The 20,105-nt window shown below is 58.9% G+C and carries 17 protein-coding genes and 1 pseudogene; 7 read left to right on the top strand and 11 right to left on the bottom strand.

Annotation, left to right across the window (positions count from 1 at the left end):
- The 4 genes and pseudogenes from AKL28_RS10265 to AKL28_RS10250 form a co-directional block, all read right to left on the bottom strand.
- Window positions 1-286: pseudogene (locus AKL28_RS10265) on the bottom strand (hypothetical protein); the annotation flags it as partial.
- A 44-nt stretch (window positions 287-330) separates the two neighbouring features.
- Window positions 331-867, bottom strand: coding sequence for an isochorismatase family protein (locus AKL28_RS10260; RefSeq protein WP_050468026.1), 537 nt, complete (start codon window positions 865-867; stop codon window positions 331-333).
- Between the two features lie 49 nt (window positions 868-916).
- Window positions 917-1,522: a GNAT family N-acetyltransferase gene (locus tag AKL28_RS23875; RefSeq protein WP_082221438.1), complete on the bottom strand. Its 606-nt coding sequence runs from the start codon at window positions 1,520-1,522 to the stop codon at window positions 917-919.
- A gap of 14 nt (window positions 1,523-1,536) precedes the next feature.
- Entirely contained in the window at window positions 1,537-2,751 is a 1,215-nt protein-coding gene (locus tag AKL28_RS10250; RefSeq protein WP_231602389.1) for a hypothetical protein, read from the bottom strand.
- 777 nt (window positions 2,752-3,528) lie between these two features.
- Between AKL28_RS10250 and AKL28_RS10240 the strand changes: the two genes are divergently transcribed.
- Complete coding sequence (locus tag AKL28_RS10240) at window positions 3,529-5,721, top strand: hypothetical protein (protein WP_050468023.1); 2,193 nt, start codon at window positions 3,529-3,531, stop codon at window positions 5,719-5,721.
- 91 nt (window positions 5,722-5,812) lie between these two features.
- Here AKL28_RS10240 and AKL28_RS10235 read toward each other — a convergent pair whose 3' ends face one another.
- The 7 genes from AKL28_RS10235 to AKL28_RS10205 form a co-directional block, all read right to left on the bottom strand.
- Window positions 5,813-7,393, bottom strand: coding sequence for a methyl-accepting chemotaxis protein (locus tag AKL28_RS10235; RefSeq protein WP_050468022.1), 1,581 nt, complete (start codon window positions 7,391-7,393; stop codon window positions 5,813-5,815).
- A gap of 54 nt (window positions 7,394-7,447) precedes the next feature.
- A complete protein-coding gene (locus AKL28_RS10230; RefSeq protein ID WP_174525330.1) occupies window positions 7,448-8,239 on the bottom strand; it encodes an ABC transporter ATP-binding protein in 792 nt (263 codons plus the stop codon).
- The gene (locus AKL28_RS10225) at window positions 8,239-10,026 is read right to left on the bottom strand and encodes a branched-chain amino acid ABC transporter ATP-binding protein/permease (RefSeq protein WP_082221440.1); all 1,788 of its coding nucleotides are present in this window, start codon (window positions 10,024-10,026) and stop codon (window positions 8,239-8,241) included. The genes AKL28_RS10230 and AKL28_RS10225 overlap by 1 nt, the downstream gene beginning before the upstream one ends.
- 10 nt (window positions 10,027-10,036) lie before the next feature.
- Window positions 10,037-11,089, bottom strand: a complete 1,053-nt coding sequence (locus tag AKL28_RS10220; RefSeq protein WP_050468019.1) for a branched-chain amino acid ABC transporter permease — start codon at window positions 11,087-11,089, stop codon at window positions 10,037-10,039.
- 150 nt (window positions 11,090-11,239) lie between these two features.
- Complete coding sequence (gene paaZ, locus AKL28_RS10215; RefSeq protein ID WP_050468018.1) at window positions 11,240-13,297, bottom strand: phenylacetic acid degradation bifunctional protein PaaZ; 2,058 nt, start codon at window positions 13,295-13,297, stop codon at window positions 11,240-11,242.
- Window positions 13,298-13,370: 73 nt separating this feature from the next.
- A complete protein-coding gene (locus AKL28_RS10210) occupies window positions 13,371-14,516 on the bottom strand; it encodes an ABC transporter substrate-binding protein (protein ID WP_050468017.1) in 1,146 nt (381 codons plus the stop codon).
- A 93-nt stretch (window positions 14,517-14,609) separates the two neighbouring features.
- Window positions 14,610-15,230 (bottom strand): TetR/AcrR family transcriptional regulator, encoded by a 621-nt coding sequence (locus tag AKL28_RS10205; protein WP_050468015.1) that lies wholly within the window; start codon window positions 15,228-15,230, stop codon window positions 14,610-14,612.
- Between the two features lie 373 nt (window positions 15,231-15,603).
- Here AKL28_RS10205 and AKL28_RS10200 point away from each other — a divergent pair, with 373 nt between their 5' ends.
- The 6 genes from AKL28_RS10200 to paaE all read left to right on the top strand — a co-directional run bounded on the left by AKL28_RS10200 (window position 15,604) and on the right by paaE (window position 20,093).
- The gene (locus tag AKL28_RS10200; protein WP_050468014.1) at window positions 15,604-16,206 is read left to right on the top strand and encodes a phenylacetic acid degradation protein PaaY; all 603 of its coding nucleotides are present in this window, start codon (window positions 15,604-15,606) and stop codon (window positions 16,204-16,206) included.
- Window positions 16,207-16,310: 104 nt separating this feature from the next.
- Window positions 16,311-17,300 carry a 1,2-phenylacetyl-CoA epoxidase subunit PaaA gene (gene paaA, locus AKL28_RS10195; RefSeq protein ID WP_050468013.1) on the top strand — a complete coding sequence of 330 codons (990 nt, stop codon included), beginning with the start codon at window positions 16,311-16,313 and terminating at the stop codon, window positions 17,298-17,300.
- 63 nt (window positions 17,301-17,363) lie between these two features.
- Complete coding sequence (paaB, locus tag AKL28_RS10190) at window positions 17,364-17,648, top strand: 1,2-phenylacetyl-CoA epoxidase subunit PaaB (protein WP_050468012.1); 285 nt, start codon at window positions 17,364-17,366, stop codon at window positions 17,646-17,648.
- 21 nt (window positions 17,649-17,669) lie between these two features.
- On the top strand, window positions 17,670-18,422 hold the full coding sequence (paaC, locus tag AKL28_RS10185; protein WP_050468011.1) for a 1,2-phenylacetyl-CoA epoxidase subunit PaaC: 753 nt from the start codon (window positions 17,670-17,672) through the stop codon (window positions 18,420-18,422).
- Window positions 18,419-18,964 (top strand): 1,2-phenylacetyl-CoA epoxidase subunit PaaD, encoded by a 546-nt coding sequence (gene paaD / locus AKL28_RS10180; RefSeq protein WP_050468010.1) that lies wholly within the window; start codon window positions 18,419-18,421, stop codon window positions 18,962-18,964. The genes paaC and paaD overlap by 4 nt, the downstream gene beginning before the upstream one ends.
- A gap of 55 nt (window positions 18,965-19,019) precedes the next feature.
- The gene (gene paaE, locus AKL28_RS10175) at window positions 19,020-20,093 is read left to right on the top strand and encodes a 1,2-phenylacetyl-CoA epoxidase subunit PaaE (protein ID WP_050468009.1); all 1,074 of its coding nucleotides are present in this window, start codon (window positions 19,020-19,022) and stop codon (window positions 20,091-20,093) included.
- Window positions 20,094-20,105: the final 12 nt, after the last annotated feature.

Here is a 20,105-nt window from a genome sequence, read left to right as displayed (position 1 = left end):
TCACATGGCAAGCCGGTCTTGCGTTCTCCCAAACGTCTTCAATGGCGGTTCCTTTGCGGCGGATGTCCCCGGAAAATGTTCCCAGTGCATCCGTATCGTAACCAACAGGCAGGAGAACCTTGAATCCCAGGTCCGCCAATAAAGGGCCAAGTACCATTTCCTTGCCATGCATGGTGGCGATCAGCACGGGGAGCCCGTCATCAGGCCCTGCCACATGGCGCAAGGAAATTTTCCCTGGAATCGGCGCACTCTTTTTTACAAATGACCCAGCGGCATTCATTGTCATAATTTTTCCACTCAATAGACCAGATACCAGATGTGAGACGTTCGTCATTCCACCGGGGTGAAATAGGTCTCTTCTGCTTCAAGCGTGGTTACCTTTGAGAAGGGCTCAAGAATCTTGAGTGCATGTTCATGCATGGATTGCTCCGAGAATTCCGCCGTTGCCCTTGCCGCGCATGCGTCCCCGACGATCGAGAATTTATAGCCGCGGCTATAGCCATCCACAATGGTCGCCAGGCAGCACATCGTGGTGCCATATCCAACAATGACAAATTCGTTCTTTGCGTGTGCTGCCGCAAACTGGGCGAAGGCAGGAGAAGAGAACGAAGAAATATTGCTCTTCACTGCCAACGTCTCTCCCTCCTGCGGAGAAAACCCATCAACGAATCCTGACATTTCCGACGTGGGGTTGAATACTTCCCCTTCCTGCAAATGTTTTACATGAACAATAGGCCAACCGCTTTCACGGGCAAGGTTCAGCATGGCCCGGGCATTCTCGAGCGAACGATCAATATTCTGGATATGAAAGCGACGCCCTGGCGTTGTGTATTCTTTCTGGATATCGATAACAACAAGAGCTTTCATAAAAAATCCTTAAACAAGTAGTTGAAGTCGGGGCAATTTGCGACGCTATTCAATTCGCGTGCAAAGTAGATCTTTCCACGGATGGCCGGTGCTCCAACGGCCCCAAGGAAAACGGAGAATTTTCCGGGCGGTTCAAGGTCATCGGAGCAATGCCGATTTGCTTTGACGGTTGGGCATGTGGCTCGGCATCGACCAGCACCATTTCCGCGTACTCGTAATCCGAAAAGCCGAAATTGCCGCCCACGGGCTTGAATCCGTATTCGCTATAGAAGTTCTCATACCTGAGCTGGGCATGGAGATAGAACTGCGAGAAGCCTTTTTGGCGGCACAGTTGCAGAGCGAAACTCAGGAGACGGTGGCCATACCCCCTTCCGCGATATTCACTGCGGATGGACAGACGTTCGATTTTGGCAAAACCGTTGAAGTAGCGAATCCGCGCAGTCAGGACAGGCTCGCCATCACCGGCAAGACCGATGATCTGGGTAGCGGTATGATCGTTCAGGTCAAACTCTTCATGAAACGGACATTTCTGCTCATGCATGTAGACGATTGCCCGCACGAGCATGGCCTTAAGGCGTTCGGTCTCATCCTCGACGATCTTGATCGTCAGTTTTTCTGTCTCGTCTGTCGATGGACAAAGCTGATGTACAGTCATGGCAAGAAATAAGATTATGAGAGGGTATGTGTAGAGAGTTGCTTTGAATCCCGCAACACGCTGATCATCTTCTGAACCGAATGCGTCGTCATATCGGCCGCACCATTCCTGATGGCCGTGGCCGATACGCCGTCTTTGCGAACGACCGGAAATGGATATACCCATCCCGACTCGTCATAAATGCTCCGGACCCACATCCCTCCAAGATCGCTGCCGTGGATTCCGTGGACAGGAACACCCGGATGCTTCCGCTTGATCTCGGACAAGATCGAATAGAATCCGCCTTTCTCATAGAGGTCCGGCATATCCAGTACCTCTACCTTCTCCGCCAGTCCCGCCTCTGCGATGGCAAGACGCATCATCTCCAGGCGCGTCTCGTACTCGTAGAATTTGCGTCCGGTCGGAAAATAGTTTGCGTGGACATCCGCACGCGATGTCGTTTCGTAGACGCGCATGCCATGCTCGAATCGGGCGATCTTGATTTCCCCCGAATCCAACGCCTTCGAATGGAGCCTTGGAATATTGGTGCAATGAATGTAGATCTTCTGCAGAGACCGTTGGTCGATGGCTTTGCGCATCAACTCCAGATGGGTCCGGTGAATCGGATTGAACGTCCCGAAGAATATCCCCACCCCGCCACGCGCAAACCATATGGCCCGTGCGTCAGAAAGAAAACCTATAACGAAAAAGACCGCGCCAAAGATAATTCCCGACACCAGAAAGATAAGCTTCGCCGCAGGAAATCCAAGGGTGGCGACAGCCGTAACGGCAATATTGATGGACAATGCGATGACGACATTGCGCGTTTTCTCTCCGATCTCGCGATTGGATAAGGCCAACGCAAGGTATTGCATCCCCTGGGATGCAAGCGTTGTCAGAAGTGCGACGCCGAAAATTCCGCCAAGCGATTGTATATTTCCAACCGGGATAACATCTGACTGGGTAAGGAATTCGAAAACAATGACGTTAAATAAAAGCTGAGGAAGAAATCTGGCCAAACGGCCATAACTGATTTTTGCAGTATGGAGATTCACCTTCTCTTCCAGGCGATTACAGAATTTTGAATAATAAGGAATGAAGATGCCGATAAAAATGCTCAGGCAGATCAGCTCCAGGCTGGCGAAGGCCTGGTAACTAATCGCATAGCTTACGTACATCAAAAATCCAACGCCCGCGCCAAGCTGAACAGAAGGACTAGACAAGTGATCTTTAATCTTCAATCGGAACATTTGTGGACTGGTCTGAAAATTTAGATGAAAAGCTAGATGAAAAGCTTTATGCGAGTCATCGTGACGTATCAGATGAACGTTTCTGAAATCGAACAATCATCAGAAAATGATCCTCCCAAGAATCATCTGAGATTGGAATAATTGATCGTCAGACGCGGTGACGTCAGAGCACGATGCCAGCTGATTATGGGAAGCGAACCTCTTCGCTTCAAATGATAATTTGGCAGGCTTAGCATGCGATATTTGCATGCATATCCCACTGTACTTTTTCTTTTCCGCGAACGATCATCTGATCCTAAAAATCGGTTCTTCCAAGCTCCATATCCCATCCGCGATGGGTCGGATACGTCGTCGCCAGGGAGTCGAAAATCTTGGCGTCAATGCGATTACGGAGGCAGCCACCAGCGTCGGCCGACATTTTTCAGCATCGAATAAGTCCGCCGCTCCGCCAAGGTTGAATCTCATTTTTTCTCAGGATAAAAAATGTTTTTGCGCCTTTCACTTAGTCCAGATAGTCCAGATGACTAACTCCGCCAACCGGCTCGTGACGGCTCAATTATCGTCACTCCCATTTTTCCTCCGAATCTCGGAGAGTGACCCAACGCATCCTTTGAATATCCCTTTGGGGATGTTCAACTGGTAGCTCCATAAATTTTTATTGAGATTTGATGCAAATGATTGATGAACGTACAGAGCAACGGATTATCGACAATCTTTTCCTGCGCACACAAGGAATGGGGCACGCCGCGGTCCCCAAAGGTTGAACAAGGTTGATGGATGAAATCCGTGAGCGCTTGGCTTCAAGTAAGCTCGATCCCTGAAATGAGAAAAATAATCTACACGCTGCTGGTACCTGGAAGCCTCCAGAAGGTAACACCCTTCCAGGGCTTCAATCACGATGTCGCCACTCCCGAATTTTTGTCTTTGGTCGAGATCGTCTCGATACTCCCAAACGATGCCAGGGAACTCTTCCTTAACCATACCCAGCTCGTGGAATATCGCCGCCTGGGCGCCACCAAGTCGGTATGGGCGATGGGCGCTCAGAATGTCTCGCTCGAGCTCTTTGATGAACCGGCAATCCATGTCATCGCCGTTCCACAGAAACATATCGCCAAAGCGCTCAAGATCAGGAGCAAAGTCAAATCGCCGCTGATCATCTTGTCGACCAAAAGCGGCGAAGGGATTGTCAATCTGCGCGAGCGCAACAGCCTGGACCCGACATTCCTGGACGCAGAGCTTCTGGAGATACTGAAGGAGACCGCCCCGATTCCGGCCGACCAGCTCCCGCTTCTTCGCTCCAGTTACAACGTACCGCTGGAATTAAAAAGCCGGATCAACGGCACGGTCAGGGCAAACGAATTCAAGCTTCTGTCGCTGGGATTTACGTTCTCTGACAGCAAAGCAATCAGCCCGCTGAACGATCAAAATTATTTCGACGCCGTTAACGATATTCTGACCGTCACCAAACGCGTTGCATATGAAGACGAAGCGATCCCCCAACTGGTGATGTTTTCTCCCGCGATCGCGGCCCATCTGTACGACGTCAGCTCCCCTTACTGGAATGGGATTCTGAAATTGGTAAAGTCCCAGGACTTCCGCAGCATCATCAAGGATGGCTTCATACGAAACCGTGGGTATGCCGGATTCAAGATTCTCTGGAATGGCTCCGCGCCGGACAAGGCCTCGGAGCAGGTGACCGGATTCATCATGCATACGCGCCAAAGAGAGCAATTTGCCACCGTGGCATCCATTGCCCTGCTGTGCTCGAGCGGCAATTATGTCCCGCTCCGGCTGCCGCATGAAGTCAACTTGCATCGCGGACTCCTGGACGACATAGAGCGATTTCGCCGGCGCACCGACCGCAAAGCGGCTCCAATGCTCCAGGAGCGCTTCCGTTCTCTGTCCGAGAATCTGACCCGGGCTGCTATACAGTTCCAGGATACGATCACCACCAGTTCGCGCATCACCATCTGCAGCGATGTCCCGTTGGAGTGGATCGTCTTCAACGACCTGCCGCTCATGATCAGCCATGAGGTATCGCGCATCCCCATCACGACGGGAAACATGCTGATGCAGTACGCAGCTGTTGGGGACTCCGTCGCCATCCCCGCTGCTGCCCTGCACAAGGTGCTGGTCATCCGCTCGTTCAAGCAAAACGACCCCATCAGAAATGCATTGCAGACGGCGATAGAAACATTCAGGGTTTCCGACACCATGGAGATCATCTATGCCGATGTTGCCAATAAAGACGAATTGGTCGCGGCACTCAATGGCTTTGATGGCCTGATTGTTGTTTTCGACTGCCACGGCCAACATGGGGGACACCGGGACTCGGGATGGCTGCAGATTGGAGATGACAAGATCGACACCTGGCAATTGTTCGGAAGGGCGCGAATCCCGCCTATCGCCTTCCTCAGCGCTTGCTCAACCCCCACCATTTCCTGGTCTCATGCATCGGTCTCCAATGGATTGCTGAGATCCGGCGCCTTCACCGTTGTTGGCACGTTCCTGGATGTGGACGCCTTCAAAGCTTCCGCATTCATCGCCAGAATCCTCGATCGCATTCACAGTTGCCTTCCTGCATTGCGCAACCTGGGGTTCAAGACGGTCAACTGGCGCATGCTGATCAGCGTCTTTCTGAGGATGTCCTATGCGTCGGACATTCTGGAATTCTTCAATGGAATCGAGCTTATCTCCAACGAAGAGAGGCACGATATGGGCATCGCGGCAAACTTGGAGATCAACTCCCTTGACCCGGACTGGCACACCAACCTCATCGGCAAGATTGCACGAAGCGCCCGCATGAGCAGCGGCGAAATCTTGGAGCGGATTCGCAAGGATGCCGCCTTGGTTGAGACGATGCTGTATTGCCAGCATGGCAGGCCGGAATTGATCGATATCTTGCTGGATGAACTGGATCATGGCATCGCCGAGCGCCATGTTTATGCGTCACCAGGATGCCGGCAATAGCGGGGCCACCTCTATCCCGCCATTCCCTTGCTGGCTGTCCCAGACGGGATGGAGTTCCGAACGGTACCGCTCCCATCCCGATGGCATCTTTTTATTTATAAACGCCGCACCCCAAAACAAGGCCGTCGACCAATTCGATGTAGGTGCGCTTTTCTTCCAGCAGGCCGGTTACCGGGTTCTGCCACCGGTAATCCACCCATCCCTGCCCTGCACTCTTGGCCGTTTCCACAAAGTGCCGGATGAAGGGCTTGCCATCGGCATCCTTCATATCGATCAGGTTGCGGCCGATCAGCTTTTTATTGTCGCCATGGGCCAGGGTGTTCCCATTCAGGTCGATCGCATTGATGTAAAGGTCGCGTTGCCGGAATTCGGGAGCCGGAAGGCTGAAATCAGCCAGGGCGGCCTCAGTGCCGTTAGCCTGCACATGGCGCACGGCTCGCTTCACCATTGCAATGGCTGCGTCTGAACTATTTTCCAGGCGGAACGCTGCCACCGACTGCGCCAGCGATGTGGCCAACTGCTGCATCTTCAATGCGGAGGAAGCTGCGTTCTCGACAAGCAGGGCATTCTGCTGCGTCATCTTGTCCATCTGCGCCACCGCATGATTGATCTCGGTAATGCCGTGGCTCTGTTCGCGCCCGGCCTGCGATATTTCCGCAATGATGCCCTCTACCTGGGCCACCGACCGCACGATGTCATGCATCGCACCTTCCGCCTGGCCCGCGAGAAGATTGCCGCTTTTCACCTTCTGCACCGACTCGTCGATCAAGACCTTTATCTCGCGCGCCGCTACGGCGGAGCGTTGGGCAAGCGAGCGCACTTCCGAGGCGACCACCGCAAACCCGCGGCCTTGCTCTCCCGCGCGCGCGGCCTCGACGGAGGCATTCAGGGCCAGGATGTTAGTCTGAAATGCGATACCGTCGATCACGCTGATGATGTCGACGATGCGGGTCGAGCTATCGTTGATCGCTCCCATGATGTCGCGCACTTGCTCTACCACCTTGCCGCCGCGCACCGCCGAGCCGGAAGCCACCGCAACCACCTGGTTGGCCTGCTCCGCGTGGCCGGCGTTCTGCGACACCATGGAAGTCAGCTGTTCCATCGATGATGCGGTCTGCTGCAAGGAACTGGCCTGGCTCTCCGTCCGCGAAGACAGCGCACTGTTGCCGTCGGCAATCTGGTCGGATGCTTCCGCGATGACCTGGGTCCCCACCCGCACATCCCCGACGATTTTCTTCAGGTTGCCATTCATGGCTTGCAGAGCGCGCAGCAGGTCCGATATTTCATCCTTCCCTTTGGCCGCAATGTCCGAGGAAAGGTCGCCGGTCGCCACCCGCCGCGCCAGCGATAACGCCGCCTCAAGCGGATGGGTGATGCTGCGCCCGACCAGCCACGCAACTGCACCAGCCAGGGCCGCCACCAGCACGGCGCCGCCCGCGGCATATTGCAGCAGCATCGTTCTGGCCGCCTCCGCTTCCGCCACAATTTTTGCGATGGCCTGCAACTCTTGCCGGCCGATACCTTGCCCCAGCGACGCCAATTGGCGGGCCAGTTCATCCTGGCGTGCGATATCGTTGAACCCGACTATCGCCGCAAGTACCGCCAGCAGAATGAATAACAAGGCAAACGCGCCAGCCAGGCGCGTGCGAATAGAACACCAGCGCAGGTCCATTGTCTCCGTCCTTATTCTTTTGCTCTTCCTGGATTTCGTTGCCGCAGGCAATACCTAGCGCTTGGCCAGGCCCAAATAGCTTTCGACGATCTTGGGATCGGCCGCCAGGGCATCTGCCGCCCCTTCCTTCACCAGCTCACCCATCTCCAGCACGTAGCCGTAGTCCGCCACCTGCAAGGCCGCACGTGCATTCTGCTCAACCAGCAAGGTAGCCACGCCGGTCTCGCGCAGTTTGGCGATAATCCCGAGAATTTCCTTTGTAATCAGCGGCGCCAGCCCCAGGCTTGGTTCATCCAGCATGAGCAACTGCGGTTTGGCCATCAAGGCACGGCCCACGGCCAGCATTTGCCGCTCGCCTCCCGAGAGCGTTCCGGCCGCTTGCTTACGCCGCTCCAGCAGCCGGGGAAACAGGTCGTAGACGGTATCGATCTGATCCATGTAGTTGGCTTCGCCATTGCGGCGGCGCTTATAGGCGCCAAGCTGCAGGTTGTCTTCCACCGTCATGGTGGCAAACAGCTCCCGCTTTTCCGGGACCAGCGACAAGCCCCGGGCCACCCGCTCCTCCACATCCAGGCTGGCCACATCATGTCCAAGCCACGCTACACGGCCATTGGCAGCCGCGTTGACCGGCAAGGCGCCCATGATGGCATTGAGCAGCGTGGACTTGCCTGCGCCATTGGGCCCAATCACGGTCACGATCTGCCCGGCGCGCACGGTCAAGGCCGCGCCGTGCAGGGCCTCGACCTTCCCATAACGGGCCTGGAGCCCGCTGACTTCCAGCAATACCGGCGCCTGCGCGGTGGCAGCCACCTCGCTGCGGGCGATCATGGTTTCGGCATTCATCATCAAACTCCTCCGAGATAAGCTTCCAGCACTGCCGGATGTACCTGAATCTGGGCTGGCGTGCCTTCGGCGATCTTGGTGCCGAATTCCATGACCACGATGTGGTCAGTCAACCGCATCACAAAGTCCATGTCGTGCTCCACCAACAGCACCGCCATCCCCTCGCCGCGCAGCTTGGCGAGCAGTTCCGACAAGGCTTCCTTCTCCTTCAGGCGCAGCCCGGCGGCCGGCTCATCGAGCAACAGCAGTGCCGGGTCGCAGCACAGGGCGCGGGCAATTTCCAGGATACGTTGCTGGCCCAGGGCCAGGCTGCCGGCGGGGCGATCCAGCATGTCCCCCAGGCCAACGCGTTCCAGCTGGCGCTTGGCCTCCGCCATGATCTTGCCCTCTTCCCCACGGTTCAACCGCAGCAGCCCGGCCAGGATGCCGCCTTGAGGGGCGAAGTCGCCGCGTCGGTAAGCGCCCATCGCGGCGTTTTCCAGCACGCTCATCCCCGGCACCAGGCGCACATGCTGGAAGGTACGGGCAATACCGCGGCTGGCGATTTGGCGCGATGACAGGCCCGCGATGGAACGGCCGCGGTAGTTCACCTTGCCGCTGGTAATGGACAGCACACCCGTCACCAGGTTGAACGTGGTCGATTTGCCGGCGCCGTTGGGACCGATCAATCCGACGATCTCGCCCGCCTTCACACTGAAGGACACGTCATTGACCGCCACCAGGCCGCCGAATTGCTTGCGGGCCGCTTCGACCTCAAGAATCGTTTCACCGGTGGCAGGCTTCGGCAGCTGCTCCAATGGCGGCGCATCTGCAGGTACCCGCACCTTGCTGCGCCCGGCGAATCGCGCCTGGATATGGGGCCACAGGCCTTCGTTGGCATATTGCAGGAAGATCACCAGGGCAATGCCGAAGACCACGGCCTCAAAATTGCCCTCGCTGCCCAGCAAGCCCGGCAGCCACTCCTGCAGGAAATTGCCGAGCATCGTGATCAGCCCGGCGCCCAGCAGTGCGCCCCATACGTGGGCCGCACCGCCGACCACCACCATCAGCAGATAGTCGATACCGTACTTCAGGCCGAAAGGCGTGGGATTGACCGCATGCTGCAGATGCGCATACAGCCAGCCTGAAATACCGGCCAGGATGGCGGCATAAACGAAGATCACGATCTTCATGCGCGCGGTGTCGACGCCCATGGCCTCGGGCATCACCGTGCCAAACTTCAGTGCCCGCACGGCACGGCCGGCCCGCGAATTGAGGAAGTTCTGCACCGAGACCAGCGCCAGTATGGCGACGACCCAGATCAGTACATACATCGACGTACCGTTGCCAAACTCGAATCCGGCCATGCTGATAGAAGGAATACCGCCGATCCCGTCGTATTTCCCCAAGCTCTCGAGGTTGCCGAACAGGTAATACAAGGACAGCCCCCAGGCAATCGTCGACAACGGCAGGTAATGGCCGGAAATGCGCATGGTCACCGCCCCGATCAGCAAGGCGCAGACGCCGGTGATGGCAATCCCGGCCAGCAGGCCGAGCCAGGGCGAAAGCGCATAGTGCGTAGTGAGGTAGGCAGTGGTATAGGCGCCGATGCCGACGAAGGCAGCCTGGCCGAAAGAGGTCAGGCCCGCAACACCGGTCAACAGCACCAGGCCCAGCGCGACGATGGCGTAAAGGCCCACGTATGAAAGCAAGGTGATCCAGAACGGCGGCACGCCAAGGCCCGGCAACGCCAGGACCAGGGCGAAAAACAGCACCGGCAAGAGAGTCCGCAATGTGAGTGTGTTGGTCATGGCGCTTCCTTCATGCTTCTTCATCGACGTGGTGGCTGGTCAGCGAGCGCCATAGCAAGACCGGGATGATCACGGTAAACACGATCAACTCCTTGAAAGAGCTCGCCCAGAACGAGGAAAAGCTCTCCACCAGCCCTACCGAAAGGGCGCCGGCGGCGGCGATCGGATAGCTCGCGAGGCCACCGAAGATGGCAGCCACGAAGCCCTTGAGCGCGATCAGGAAGCCCGACTCGTAGTTGACGATGGTGAACGGTGCGATGAGGATGCCGCACAGCGCGCCGATACCGGCGGCCATGGTGAAAGACAGCTTGCCTGCCTGGTTGATGCCCACACCGACCAAACGCGCCCCCAGACGGTTGACCGCGGTAGCGCGCAAGGCCTTCCCCGAGAGAGTGCGTTCAAAGTAGCACCAGATCGCGGCGATCAGGGTCAGCACGGTGGCAATCACGATCAGGCTCTGGCCAGAGACCATGCTTTGTCCGAAGGTCAGTTGCAAGTCGGTGAACGGTTTGGTGTTGGAACCTTCAGGCCCGAACATCAGCAGCCCCAGCCCCACCATCGCCAGGTGCACTCCGAGCGAAACGATCAGCAGCACCAGAATGCTCGCATGCGCCAACGGCTGGTAGGCGATGCGATAGATCATCGGCCCCATCGGCACGACGATGGCCAGCGCCAGGGCAATCTGGAGCAGCATCGGCAAGTCTTGCAGGGCCAGCTGCAGCGTCAGCCAATAAAGCGCCACCGGGAATACCAGGTATTTCCCTGCCAGCGCCGGCAGCCGGCGCGGCAGGCGCACACGCCGCTCGGCTACGCGCAGGCTGCCAAGCACTTCTGCCGCCAGGGTTGCCACCCCGAGCGCCACCAGCAGCAATGCGGTACGCGGCGCCTGGCCGTTTTGCATGGCCGCCAGCGTCAGGGCGCCGAATGCCACGAATTCGCCTTGCGGCAGGAAAATGACTCTCGTCACCGAAAACACCAGTACCAATGCCAGCGACAGCAGGGCGTAAATCGCGCCCGTCGTGATGCCGTCCTGGATCAGCACCGCAAATATGCTTGCATCCACTTCTTCCTCCCTAGATTGTTGCCGCCAAGGCGTGCACCGCTTCTTCGGTGCCCGTCCCGGCCTGGTTACGCCTGATGCCTTGCGTGCGCCCCGGTCTCATCTCCCGGTGCTGCCGCGGCTTTTTATTGGTGGCGCGGTGGACCGCCCGGTTCAGCCCGGTTTCTTTGCAACCAGCGTCAGGATGTCGTAGGAGGCCACCAGCTCGCCGCCTTGATTGGTGACTTCCACGTCCCAGGCAACCACGCCTTGGCCGACGCCCTTTGCATCCGTCTTGTTGCGATCGATCTTGCGCTTGCAGGTCAGGCGGGCCTGGATGGTGTCGCCAATCCCTACCGGCTTGATGAAGCGCAGCGTGTCCAGGCCGTAGTTGGCCAGCACCGGCCCCGGCGCCGGCGAAACGAACAGGCCGGCGGCCGCGGACAGCACGAAATAGCCGTGCGCAATGCGCTTGCCGAATGGCGACTCCCTGGCCGCTATCTCGTCGAAGTGCATATAGAAATGGTCTCCGGACAGGCAACCGAAGTTGACGATGTCGGCTTCGGTGACGGTGCGGCGATGGGTCGTGAGCGAATCGCCGATCTGCAGATCTTCGAAGTGATGGCGGAAGGGATGCACGCCCGTATCGCGCACGGCCGCACCGCGCACATGTTCGCCCACCACCGCAGCCAGCATGGTCGGCGAACCTTGCACGGCGGCGCGCTGCAGGTAATGCTTCACCGCGCGCGACCCGCCCAGTTCTTCTCCCCCGCCGGCGCGGCCCGGCCCGCCGTGCTTGAGCTGCGGCAGCGGAGAACCGTGGCCGGTCGATTCGACCGCTGCCTCACGGTCCAGCACCAGCAAGCGCCCATGCCATGCCGCAGCCACGGGAATCGCGCGGGCAGCCACCGCCGGATCATGCGTGACCAGGCTCCCTACCAGGCTGCCGCGGCCGCGTGCGGCCAGGTCCAATGCCTCATCGAGTCCATCGTAGGCAATCAGCGTACTGACGGGACCGAAAGCTTCGACATCATGCACGGCGCTGTTGGCGGCGCCATCGCGGCACAGCAGGAGTGTGGGAGCGAAGAACGCGCCATCGCTTACCCCGTCACCCTGGGGATTGAAACCATCGGCGGCACCGAAGACCTGTTCCGCTCCCTGCTTCAACAGCGCGAGCCGTTCCGCCACATCATGCTGCTGGGCCTTGGAAGCCAGCGGCCCCATGCGCACCTGCTCCAGTGCCGGATCTCCCACCACCGTCTTGGCCAGGCGCGCACGCAGGCGTTCGGCCACGGCGTCGATGTGGCGTCGGGGCACGATGGCGCGGCGGATTGCCGTACATTTCTGGCCGGCCTTGGTCGTCATCTCGCGAGCGACTTCCTTGACGAAGAGATCGAACTCCTCATCGTCCGGGGTCACGTCCGGGCCGAGAATGGCGCAGTTGAGGGAATCGGCCTCGGCATTGAAAGGGATCGAGTTACGCACCAGATTCGGATGCACGCGCAATTTGGCAGCGGTATCCGCCGAACCGGTGAAAGTCACCACATCCTGCGGCTGCAACCGGTCCAGCAAATCTCCAGTGCCGCCGATCACCAATTGCAGGCTGCCCGCGGGCAGCAATCCGGAACGCTCAATCAGGCGCATGGCAGCTTCCGCCAGGTAGCTGGTGGCAGTTGCAGGCTTGACGATACAGGGCATGCCGGCCAGGAAGGTCGGCGCGAATTTCTCGAGCATGCCCCATACCGGGAAATTGAACGCATTGATATGCACCGCCACGCCGCCGCGCGGAACGAGGATGTGGGTACCCGCAAAACGGCCTTGCTTGCCCAACGGCATGGCGGGACCTTCATGCACCAGGTTGGAGGATGGGAACTCATTGCCGCCAACGCTGGCGTATGCGAAGAGCGTGCCGCTTCCGCCTTCGATATCGATCCAGCTGTCGGCACGGGTGGCGCCCGTATGCGCGGAGACCGCATACAGCGCTTCCTTGTACTCGACCAGATATTTGGCCAGCGCCTTCAGGATCGCCGCACGCCGCTGGAAGTCCAGCGCCAGCAGCGCCGGCAGGCCATGACGGCGGGCATGCTCCAGCGCTTCGCCGAAGTCGATGCTTTCCTGGTGGGTGGATGCCACTTCCCGACCGTTCACGGCGCTATGCAGGGATTGGGCGGCAGTTTGTCCGACCCAGCGGCCGGCGATGTAACTTTGCAAGAGGGTCGGTTGTGCTGTCATAGCAATATCCTGTGGGCGGCAAGAAGGAGAGACGGCGCCAATGCAATGCCGGCGCCGTGACTACGAGGGACGGTTAGGGCTGGTACTTCCAGGCGCCGTTGACGATCTTCACCATCACGGCCGCGCGCTGGTCCAGGCCCAAATGGTCGGTTGGCGACATGTTGTACACACCGTGGACGCCGTTGACGTTCTTGGCGCCTTCCAGTGCATCGCGCAGGGCAGCGCGGAACTCAGGGGTACCCGGCTTAGCCGATTTCAGCGCCACCGGTACGGCTGCTTGCAGCAGCAGACCGGCGTCCCAGGCATAGCCACCGAACAAGGACACGGAATCCTTGCCATGCGCGGCTTCATACTTGGCGACATAATCCAGGGCAACCTTGCGGATGGGGTTGGTGGCCGGCAATTGCGCTGCCACCAGGACCGGGCCGGCCGGCAGCAATGTGCCGTCGAGCAGCTTGCCGCCCACACGCAGGAAATCGGCATTGGCTACGCCGTGCGTCTGATAGATTTGTCCCTGATAGCCGCGCTCCTTCAGCGCCCGCTGCGGAACCACCGATGGCGTACCCGAACTGGCGATCAGGATTGCATCCGGCTTGGCCGACATCAGCTTCAGCGCTTGCGCCGTGGCCGACGTGTCCGTCGGAGCGAAGCGCTCGTTGGCGACGATTTCCACCTTCTTCAGGGCGGCAGCTTTGGAGAACTCGTTGAACCAGCCCTCGCCATAAGCGTTGGAGTAGCCGATGAAACCGACCCGCTTATAACCGCGGGCCACCATGTCCTGGACAATGGCGAGCGACATCATGATGTCGTTCTGCGGCGTCTTGAAGACCCATTTCTTCTTGTCGTCCATCGGTTCGACGATGCGCGACGACGCCGCCAGCGAAATCATCGGCGTCTTGGCCTCGGCGGCCACTTCGATCATCGACAGGGAATTGGGCGTGACGGTGGAGCCCATGATCAGGTCCACATTGTTTTCACTGATGAAGCGACGCGTGTTCTTGACCGCCTGGGTAGTGTCGGATGCATCGTCCAGGACGATGTAATTGACCTTCTGCCCGGCAATGCTGGTTGGCAGCAGCGCAATGGTGTTCTTTTCCGGGATCCCCAGCGAGGCTGCCGGGCCGGTGGTAGACAAGGTAACGCCGACGTTGATGTCGGCATGTGCTGCGATTGCGTAGCCGGCCAACATCAATGCAGCCAGATTGCGTGCGAATTTCATGAGTGGTCTCCTAGTTTGGTTTTGTCATTCTGCGAGTTGGCTTCGGGCCCCCTCCCACACTACTGAAATGACGCAACCTACCAGGAGATCACGTCATTTCTTTTTCCTTACTTCGTCGCCCAGTCCAACGGCGCCTATCCCGCCGAACAGGAGATCGGACACGACTACCGCCATGCGCTCATGTGTCAGCTCCCCATCGGGCTTCAACCACATGAACATCCAGTTGATCATTCCGAACAACAGCATGGTGATGGGCTTGGCCATCTTGCTTGCCGCCAACTCCGGCCGCACGCCGACCATCGCCTGCGCCATCGCTTCGACTACTTTTCGTTCGCCGGCCAGAATCCGCTTCTGATCTTTTGGCTCAAGGAAGCGCACGTCTTCGGTGAGCACGCGGTGCGCGTTCTGGGCATCCGCATACTCCTCGACGAAGCGCTCAACCATCAGGCGCAAACGGGGTTCCGGCTCCAGATCCTGCTTGCCGACCTCATCCACAAGCGCACACAGCCTCTCGATGTGCCCTTCGCAGATGTACATCAGCAGTTCGTACTTGTCCGATACGTAGTGATACAAGGCTGCCTTCGACAACCCGCAGGCCAGCGCCACTTCATTCATCGAGGTTCCGACGAAACCGTTGCGCGCGAACAAGGCCGCGGCCTGCTCAATGATCTGTTCGCGCTGGTTGTCAAATCCTGCTGCACGCTTGCGTGGCATAGGCTTCTTCCTTTCAACATTTCCGAAACACATGATTGTGCCGCAAATCATGGCCTTTCCGCGACATCACCGTGCGTGCAGCGTTCTCTAACCGCTACCCAGCCCGGCATCCCGGTTGTCGCTGTTTGCTGAAATGTTGAAGTGACCGTCGCTGCCATCTGTTGACGGCTGCTCCACGATGACCGGCTGCACAACACACAAAAAAAAATCTCAAAACATTATTGACCAACCGGTCGGTCGAATTTATTATTCCCTAAAACGCGGCTTCAGGCAAATAATTTTTTCAGCATCCCCGGATGCCAAAAAACATCAGCCTGACCGCCAAAAGCAAGCCACTCAGCAGTCGGGCAGCATCGCAATCAAGGAGACAAAAGTGCCGTGTTATTCGATAGAAGGCGTGATCCCCGTAGTCGACCCAAGCGCCTACGTACATCCGACCGCCGTGCTGATCGGCGATGTCATCGTCGGGCCTGGTTGCTACATCGGGCCGGCAGCCTGCTTGCGCGGGGACTTCGGCCGCATCGTCATGCACCAGGGTTCCAACGTTCAGGACACTTGTGTGATCCACGGCTTCCCGGCGCACGACACGATCATTGAAGAAAACGGCCATATCGGCCACGGCGCGGTATTGCATAGCTGCATCGTCCGCCGCGATGCCTTGGTCGGCATGAATGCCGTCGTGATGGACGACGCCGAAGTCGGAGAACAGGCCATCGTTGCCGCCAGTGCATTTGTCCGCGCGGGAATGAAGATTGCGCCGCGCACCCTGGTGGCCGGCGTGCCGGCAAAAACGGTACGCGAACTGAGCGACCAGGAGATCGCCTGGAAGCAGGAAGGTACGCACACCTACCAGGATCTGACCAAGCGATGCCTGGCCAGCATGCAGGAGGTCCAGCCGTTGGAAAAGATCGAAAAGAACCGGCCGGTGCTGGCGGCGCCATCCGTTGAACCATTGATAACGGCCAAACAGGCTTAGCGCAGAAAACGTAATCCATCAGCAACATCCATCTGGAACGGGCCGGCGGCCAGGATCTTGTTCGCCCCTGCACCAGAGAGAACCACTTTCATGGAGATGAAACCATGTATGCACAGCTCGTAGAAACAGGCCTTTCCAAGATACAGAACCTGGAAGAAATGGCTCCGGAAGAACGCGCGTTCCAACAGCGCATTGATGAGGGCATCAAGATCGAAGCCAAGGACTGGATGCCCGAGGCGTACCGTAAAACGCTCGTCCGCCAGATCTCTCAGCACGCCCACTCCGAGATCGTCGGCCAGTTGCCCGAGGCCAACTGGGTCACCCGTGCCCCGACGCTGGAGCGCAAGGCCATTCTTCTGGCCAAGATCCAGGACGAAGCGGGCCATGGCCTGTACCTGTACAGCGCTGCCGAAACCCTGGGCGTTTCCCGCGATCAGTTGCTCAACGACCTGCACTCGGGCAAGGCCAAGTACTCCAGCATCTTCAACTACCCCACCCTCTCGTGGGCTGACATGGGCGCCATCGGCTGGCTGGTGGATGGCTCGGCCATCATCAACCAGATCCCGCTGTGCCGCTGTTCCTATGGACCGTACGCGCGCGCCATGGTCCGCGTGTGCAAGGAAGAGTCGTTCCATGCGCGCCAGGGCTACGACATCATGATGGCACTGTGCCGCGGCACTGCCGAACAGAAGCAGATGGCGCAAGACGCGCTCAACCGCTGGTGGTGGCCGGCACTGATGATGTTCGGCCCCTCCGACGCAGCCTCCGTCAACAGCGCCCAGTCCGCCCAGTGGCGCATCAAGCTGTTCTCCAATGATGAATTGCGCCAGCGCATGGTCGACCAGACCGTGCCTCAAGCCGAGTACCTGGGGCTGACGATTCCCGATCCCGACCTGAAATGGAACGAGGCCAAAGGGAGCTACGACTTCGGCGCCATCGACTGGGAAGAATTCAACAATGTCCTGCGGGGCAACGGCCCCTGCAACCGCCAGCGGCTGCAGGTCCGCAAGCAAGCCTACGACGATGGCGAATGGTTCCGCGACGGCCTGCAGGCACATGCCGACAAGCACCAGGGCGCCCGCCAGGCCGCATGACCCAACCGCATCCATAAACCACGCCAGTGGCCGGCATTACCGGCCCGCCAACAAGGAAAAAGCATGAGCAACGAATGGCCCCTCTGGGAAGTCTTCATCCGCAGCCAGCACGGCCTGGCCCATAAGCACGTCGGCAGCATCCATGCGCCGGACGGCGAAATGGCCATCAACAATGCGCGCGACGTCTACACCCGCCGCAACGAAGGCGTCGGCATCTGGGTGGTGCGCGCGGCCGATATCGTGTCCAGCAGCCCGGGCGACAAAGTGCCGCTGTTCGAACCGGCCAACAACAAGGTCTACCGGCATCCCACCTTCTTCCCCATGCCGGAAGAAGTGAAGAACCTTTAACGGGCGCACTGGAGAACCGACATGTCGGACAAAGCAAATTATGTACGCCGTTTGGGCGACAACGCCCTGATCCTCTCGCAACGCCTGTCCGAATGGTGCGGCAAGGGGCCGGCGCTGGAAGAGGACATGGCCCTGACCAACGTCGCGCTGGACCTGATCGGGCAAGCCCGCATGTGGCTCACCTACGCCGGGGAACTGGAAGGCAAGGGACGCACTGAAGACCAGCTTGCCTATCTGCGCGATGCACACCAGTTCAACAACCTGCTGCTGGTGGAGCAGCCCAATGGCAATTATGCGGACACCCTGGTCCGCCAGTTCTTCTTCGATGTCTGGCACTACTTCATGCTGGAAGCGCTGTGCTCGTCCAGCGATGCCCGCATCGCCGAGATCGCCCAGAAATCCATCAAGGAAGTGACCTACCACGTGCGCCGCAGCGCGGACCTGGTGGTGCGCCTGGGGGACGGCACCGACATGAGCCACAAGATGATGCAGCAGTCGATTGACCGCCTGTGGATGTACACCGGCGAAATGTTCGCCGCCGATGCGCTGGATGCCGCCATGTCCGACCAGGGCATCGCCCCCAACCTGTCCGGGCTGCAAGAAAAGTGGTTGCAGCACGTCGAAGAGGCCCTGGCCGAAGCGACGCTCCAGTCGCCGGCGGCCGGGGCATGGATGCAAAGCGGCGGCAAGCAGGGCAGGCACAGCGAGCATCTGGGCTATCTGCTGGCCGAGATGCAATTCCTGCAGCGCGCCTATCCGGGAGCAAGCTGGTGAACCTCCGCGCCCAGCCATCGGCAACGCCGCTGCAAGCCCGGATATGGCAGTGGCTTGAGCAGGTCTCCGACCCTGAAATCCCCGTGATTTCAGTGGTCGATCTCGGCATCGTCCGTAGCGTCGAGGTGACGGAAGGAGACGGCCGCCCCGATGGCCAGGCGCGTTGCACCATTGTGATCACCCCGACCTACTCCGGCTGCCCGGCCATGGGTGTCATCGCCAGCGAGATTGTGGCCGCACTCAATGGGCATGGCCTGCAGCAGGTGGAGATCAGGACCCAGCTATCGCCGGCGTGGAGCACGGATTGGATGACCGAGACCGGCAAGCAGCAACTGAAAGGCTATGGCATCGCCCCGCCCGCCCAGCGGGTCATCGATATCAGCGGCATCAGCCGCAAGCGCCTGCAGGCGCCCAACGTGGCGTGCCCGCACTGCGGCTCAAGCAACACGATATGCGTCAGCCAGTTCGGTTCGACCTCATGCAAGTCGCTCTACCAATGCAAGGACTGCATGGAGCCATTTGACTATTTCAAGGCGCATTGAGGCCGTTCCCAGAACGCCGCCCCCCGAGAACATCAGAACAGATCGCAACGACACCATGAGCAAATTCTATCCACTGACCATCTCGAACGTTAAGCAAGAGACCCGCGACACCATCGTCGTCTCCTTTGCCGTCCCCGACGATCTCCAGGAGACCTTCCAGTACAAACAGGGCCAGCACCTGACATTGCGTTCCCAGATCGAAGGCGAAGACCTGCGCCGCTCCTATTCGATCTGCTCCGCCGTACAGGACCGGCAACTGCGCGTGGCCATCAAGCGTACGCCGGGCGGCGTTTTCTCCACGTGGGCCAATGAACATCTCAAGGCCGGCCAGAGCCTGCAGGTGATGCCGCCGATGGGCCACTTCAACGTGCCCCTCGACAGCGGGAACCGCAAGCACTACCTGGCTTTTGCCGCCGGCAGCGGCATCACCCCCATGCTGTCGATCATCAAGACCACTCTTGCCGCCGAACCCCAAAGCCGCTTCACGCTGGTCTACGGCAATCGCGCCTCCTCGTCCGTCCTGTTCAAGGAAGAGCTGACCGACCTCAAGGATGTGTACCTCGAACGCCTGAATGTGGTCTACGTCATGAGCCGGGAGCAGCAAGACGTCGACTTGTTCAATGGCCGCATCACCCGCGAGAAATGCGACCAGTTCTTCGCCTCCTGGATCGACCTGAAAGACATCGACACCGCTTTCCTCTGCGGCCCCGAAGAGATGCTGCATGCCGTCTCGGATTCCCTGCAGGCCCACGGCATGCAAAAGCCCGACATCAAGACGGAGCTCTTTGCCGCCAGCGCCCCCAAGCACAAGGCAACGGCGCCGCGCCCCGTCGTCGGCAACCAGGAATGCGAGGTGACCGTCATCGTCGACGGCTATCACACGGTGTTCACGATGGAAAAAGAGAAGGAATCGTTGCTGGATGCCGGCCTCAAGCATGGCATCGACATGCGCTATTCCTGCAAGGGCGGCGTCTGCGCCACCTGCCGCTGCAAGGTCATCGAGGGCAAGGTCGACATGGATGCCAACTACTGCCTGGAGGACTACGAGATCGCGCGCGGCTTCGTTCTTAGCTGCCAGAGCTTTCCTGTCACCGACAAGTTATTGCTCGACTTCGATCAGGACACCTGATTGGCGCGACCT

The organism is Herbaspirillum chlorophenolicum, from assembly GCF_001189955.1.
Taxonomy (GTDB): Bacteria; Pseudomonadota; Gammaproteobacteria; order Burkholderiales; family Burkholderiaceae_D; genus Herbaspirillum; species Herbaspirillum chlorophenolicum.
The sequence above is the reverse complement of the archived record's forward strand: the minus strand, read 5'-3'. Positions and strand labels throughout refer to the sequence as shown.

Coding starts and splice junctions, on each gene's coding strand:
- paaA (WP_050468013.1), top strand. CDS start 16,311: ATGTATGCACAGCTCGTAGAAACAGGCCTTTCCAAGATACAGAACCTG.
- AKL28_RS10260 (WP_050468026.1), bottom strand. CDS start 867: ATGAAAGCTCTTGTTGTTATCGATATCCAGAAAGAATACACAACGCCA.
- paaE (WP_050468009.1), top strand. CDS start 19,020: ATGAGCAAATTCTATCCACTGACCATCTCGAACGTTAAGCAAGAGACC.
- AKL28_RS10205 (WP_050468015.1), bottom strand. CDS start 15,230: ATGCCACGCAAGCGTGCAGCAGGATTTGACAACCAGCGCGAACAGATC.
- AKL28_RS10240 (WP_050468023.1), top strand. CDS start 3,529: ATGAAATCCGTGAGCGCTTGGCTTCAAGTAAGCTCGATCCCTGAAATG.
- AKL28_RS10210 (WP_050468017.1), bottom strand. CDS start 14,516: ATGAAATTCGCACGCAATCTGGCTGCATTGATGTTGGCCGGCTACGCA.
- AKL28_RS23875 (WP_082221438.1), bottom strand. CDS start 1,522: ATGACTGTACATCAGCTTTGTCCATCGACAGACGAGACAGAAAAACTG.
- AKL28_RS10235 (WP_050468022.1), bottom strand. CDS start 7,393: ATGGACCTGCGCTGGTGTTCTATTCGCACGCGCCTGGCTGGCGCGTTT.
- AKL28_RS10230 (WP_174525330.1), bottom strand. CDS start 8,239: ATGATGAATGCCGAAACCATGATCGCCCGCAGCGAGGTGGCTGCCACC.
- paaZ (WP_050468018.1), bottom strand. CDS start 13,297: ATGACAGCACAACCGACCCTCTTGCAAAGTTACATCGCCGGCCGCTGG.
- AKL28_RS10250 (WP_231602389.1), bottom strand. CDS start 2,751: ATGTTCCGATTGAAGATTAAAGATCACTTGTCTAGTCCTTCTGTTCAG.
- AKL28_RS10225 (WP_082221440.1), bottom strand. CDS start 10,026: ATGACCAACACACTCACATTGCGGACTCTCTTGCCGGTGCTGTTTTTC.
- paaC (WP_050468011.1), top strand. CDS start 17,670: ATGTCGGACAAAGCAAATTATGTACGCCGTTTGGGCGACAACGCCCTG.
- paaB (WP_050468012.1), top strand. CDS start 17,364: ATGAGCAACGAATGGCCCCTCTGGGAAGTCTTCATCCGCAGCCAGCAC.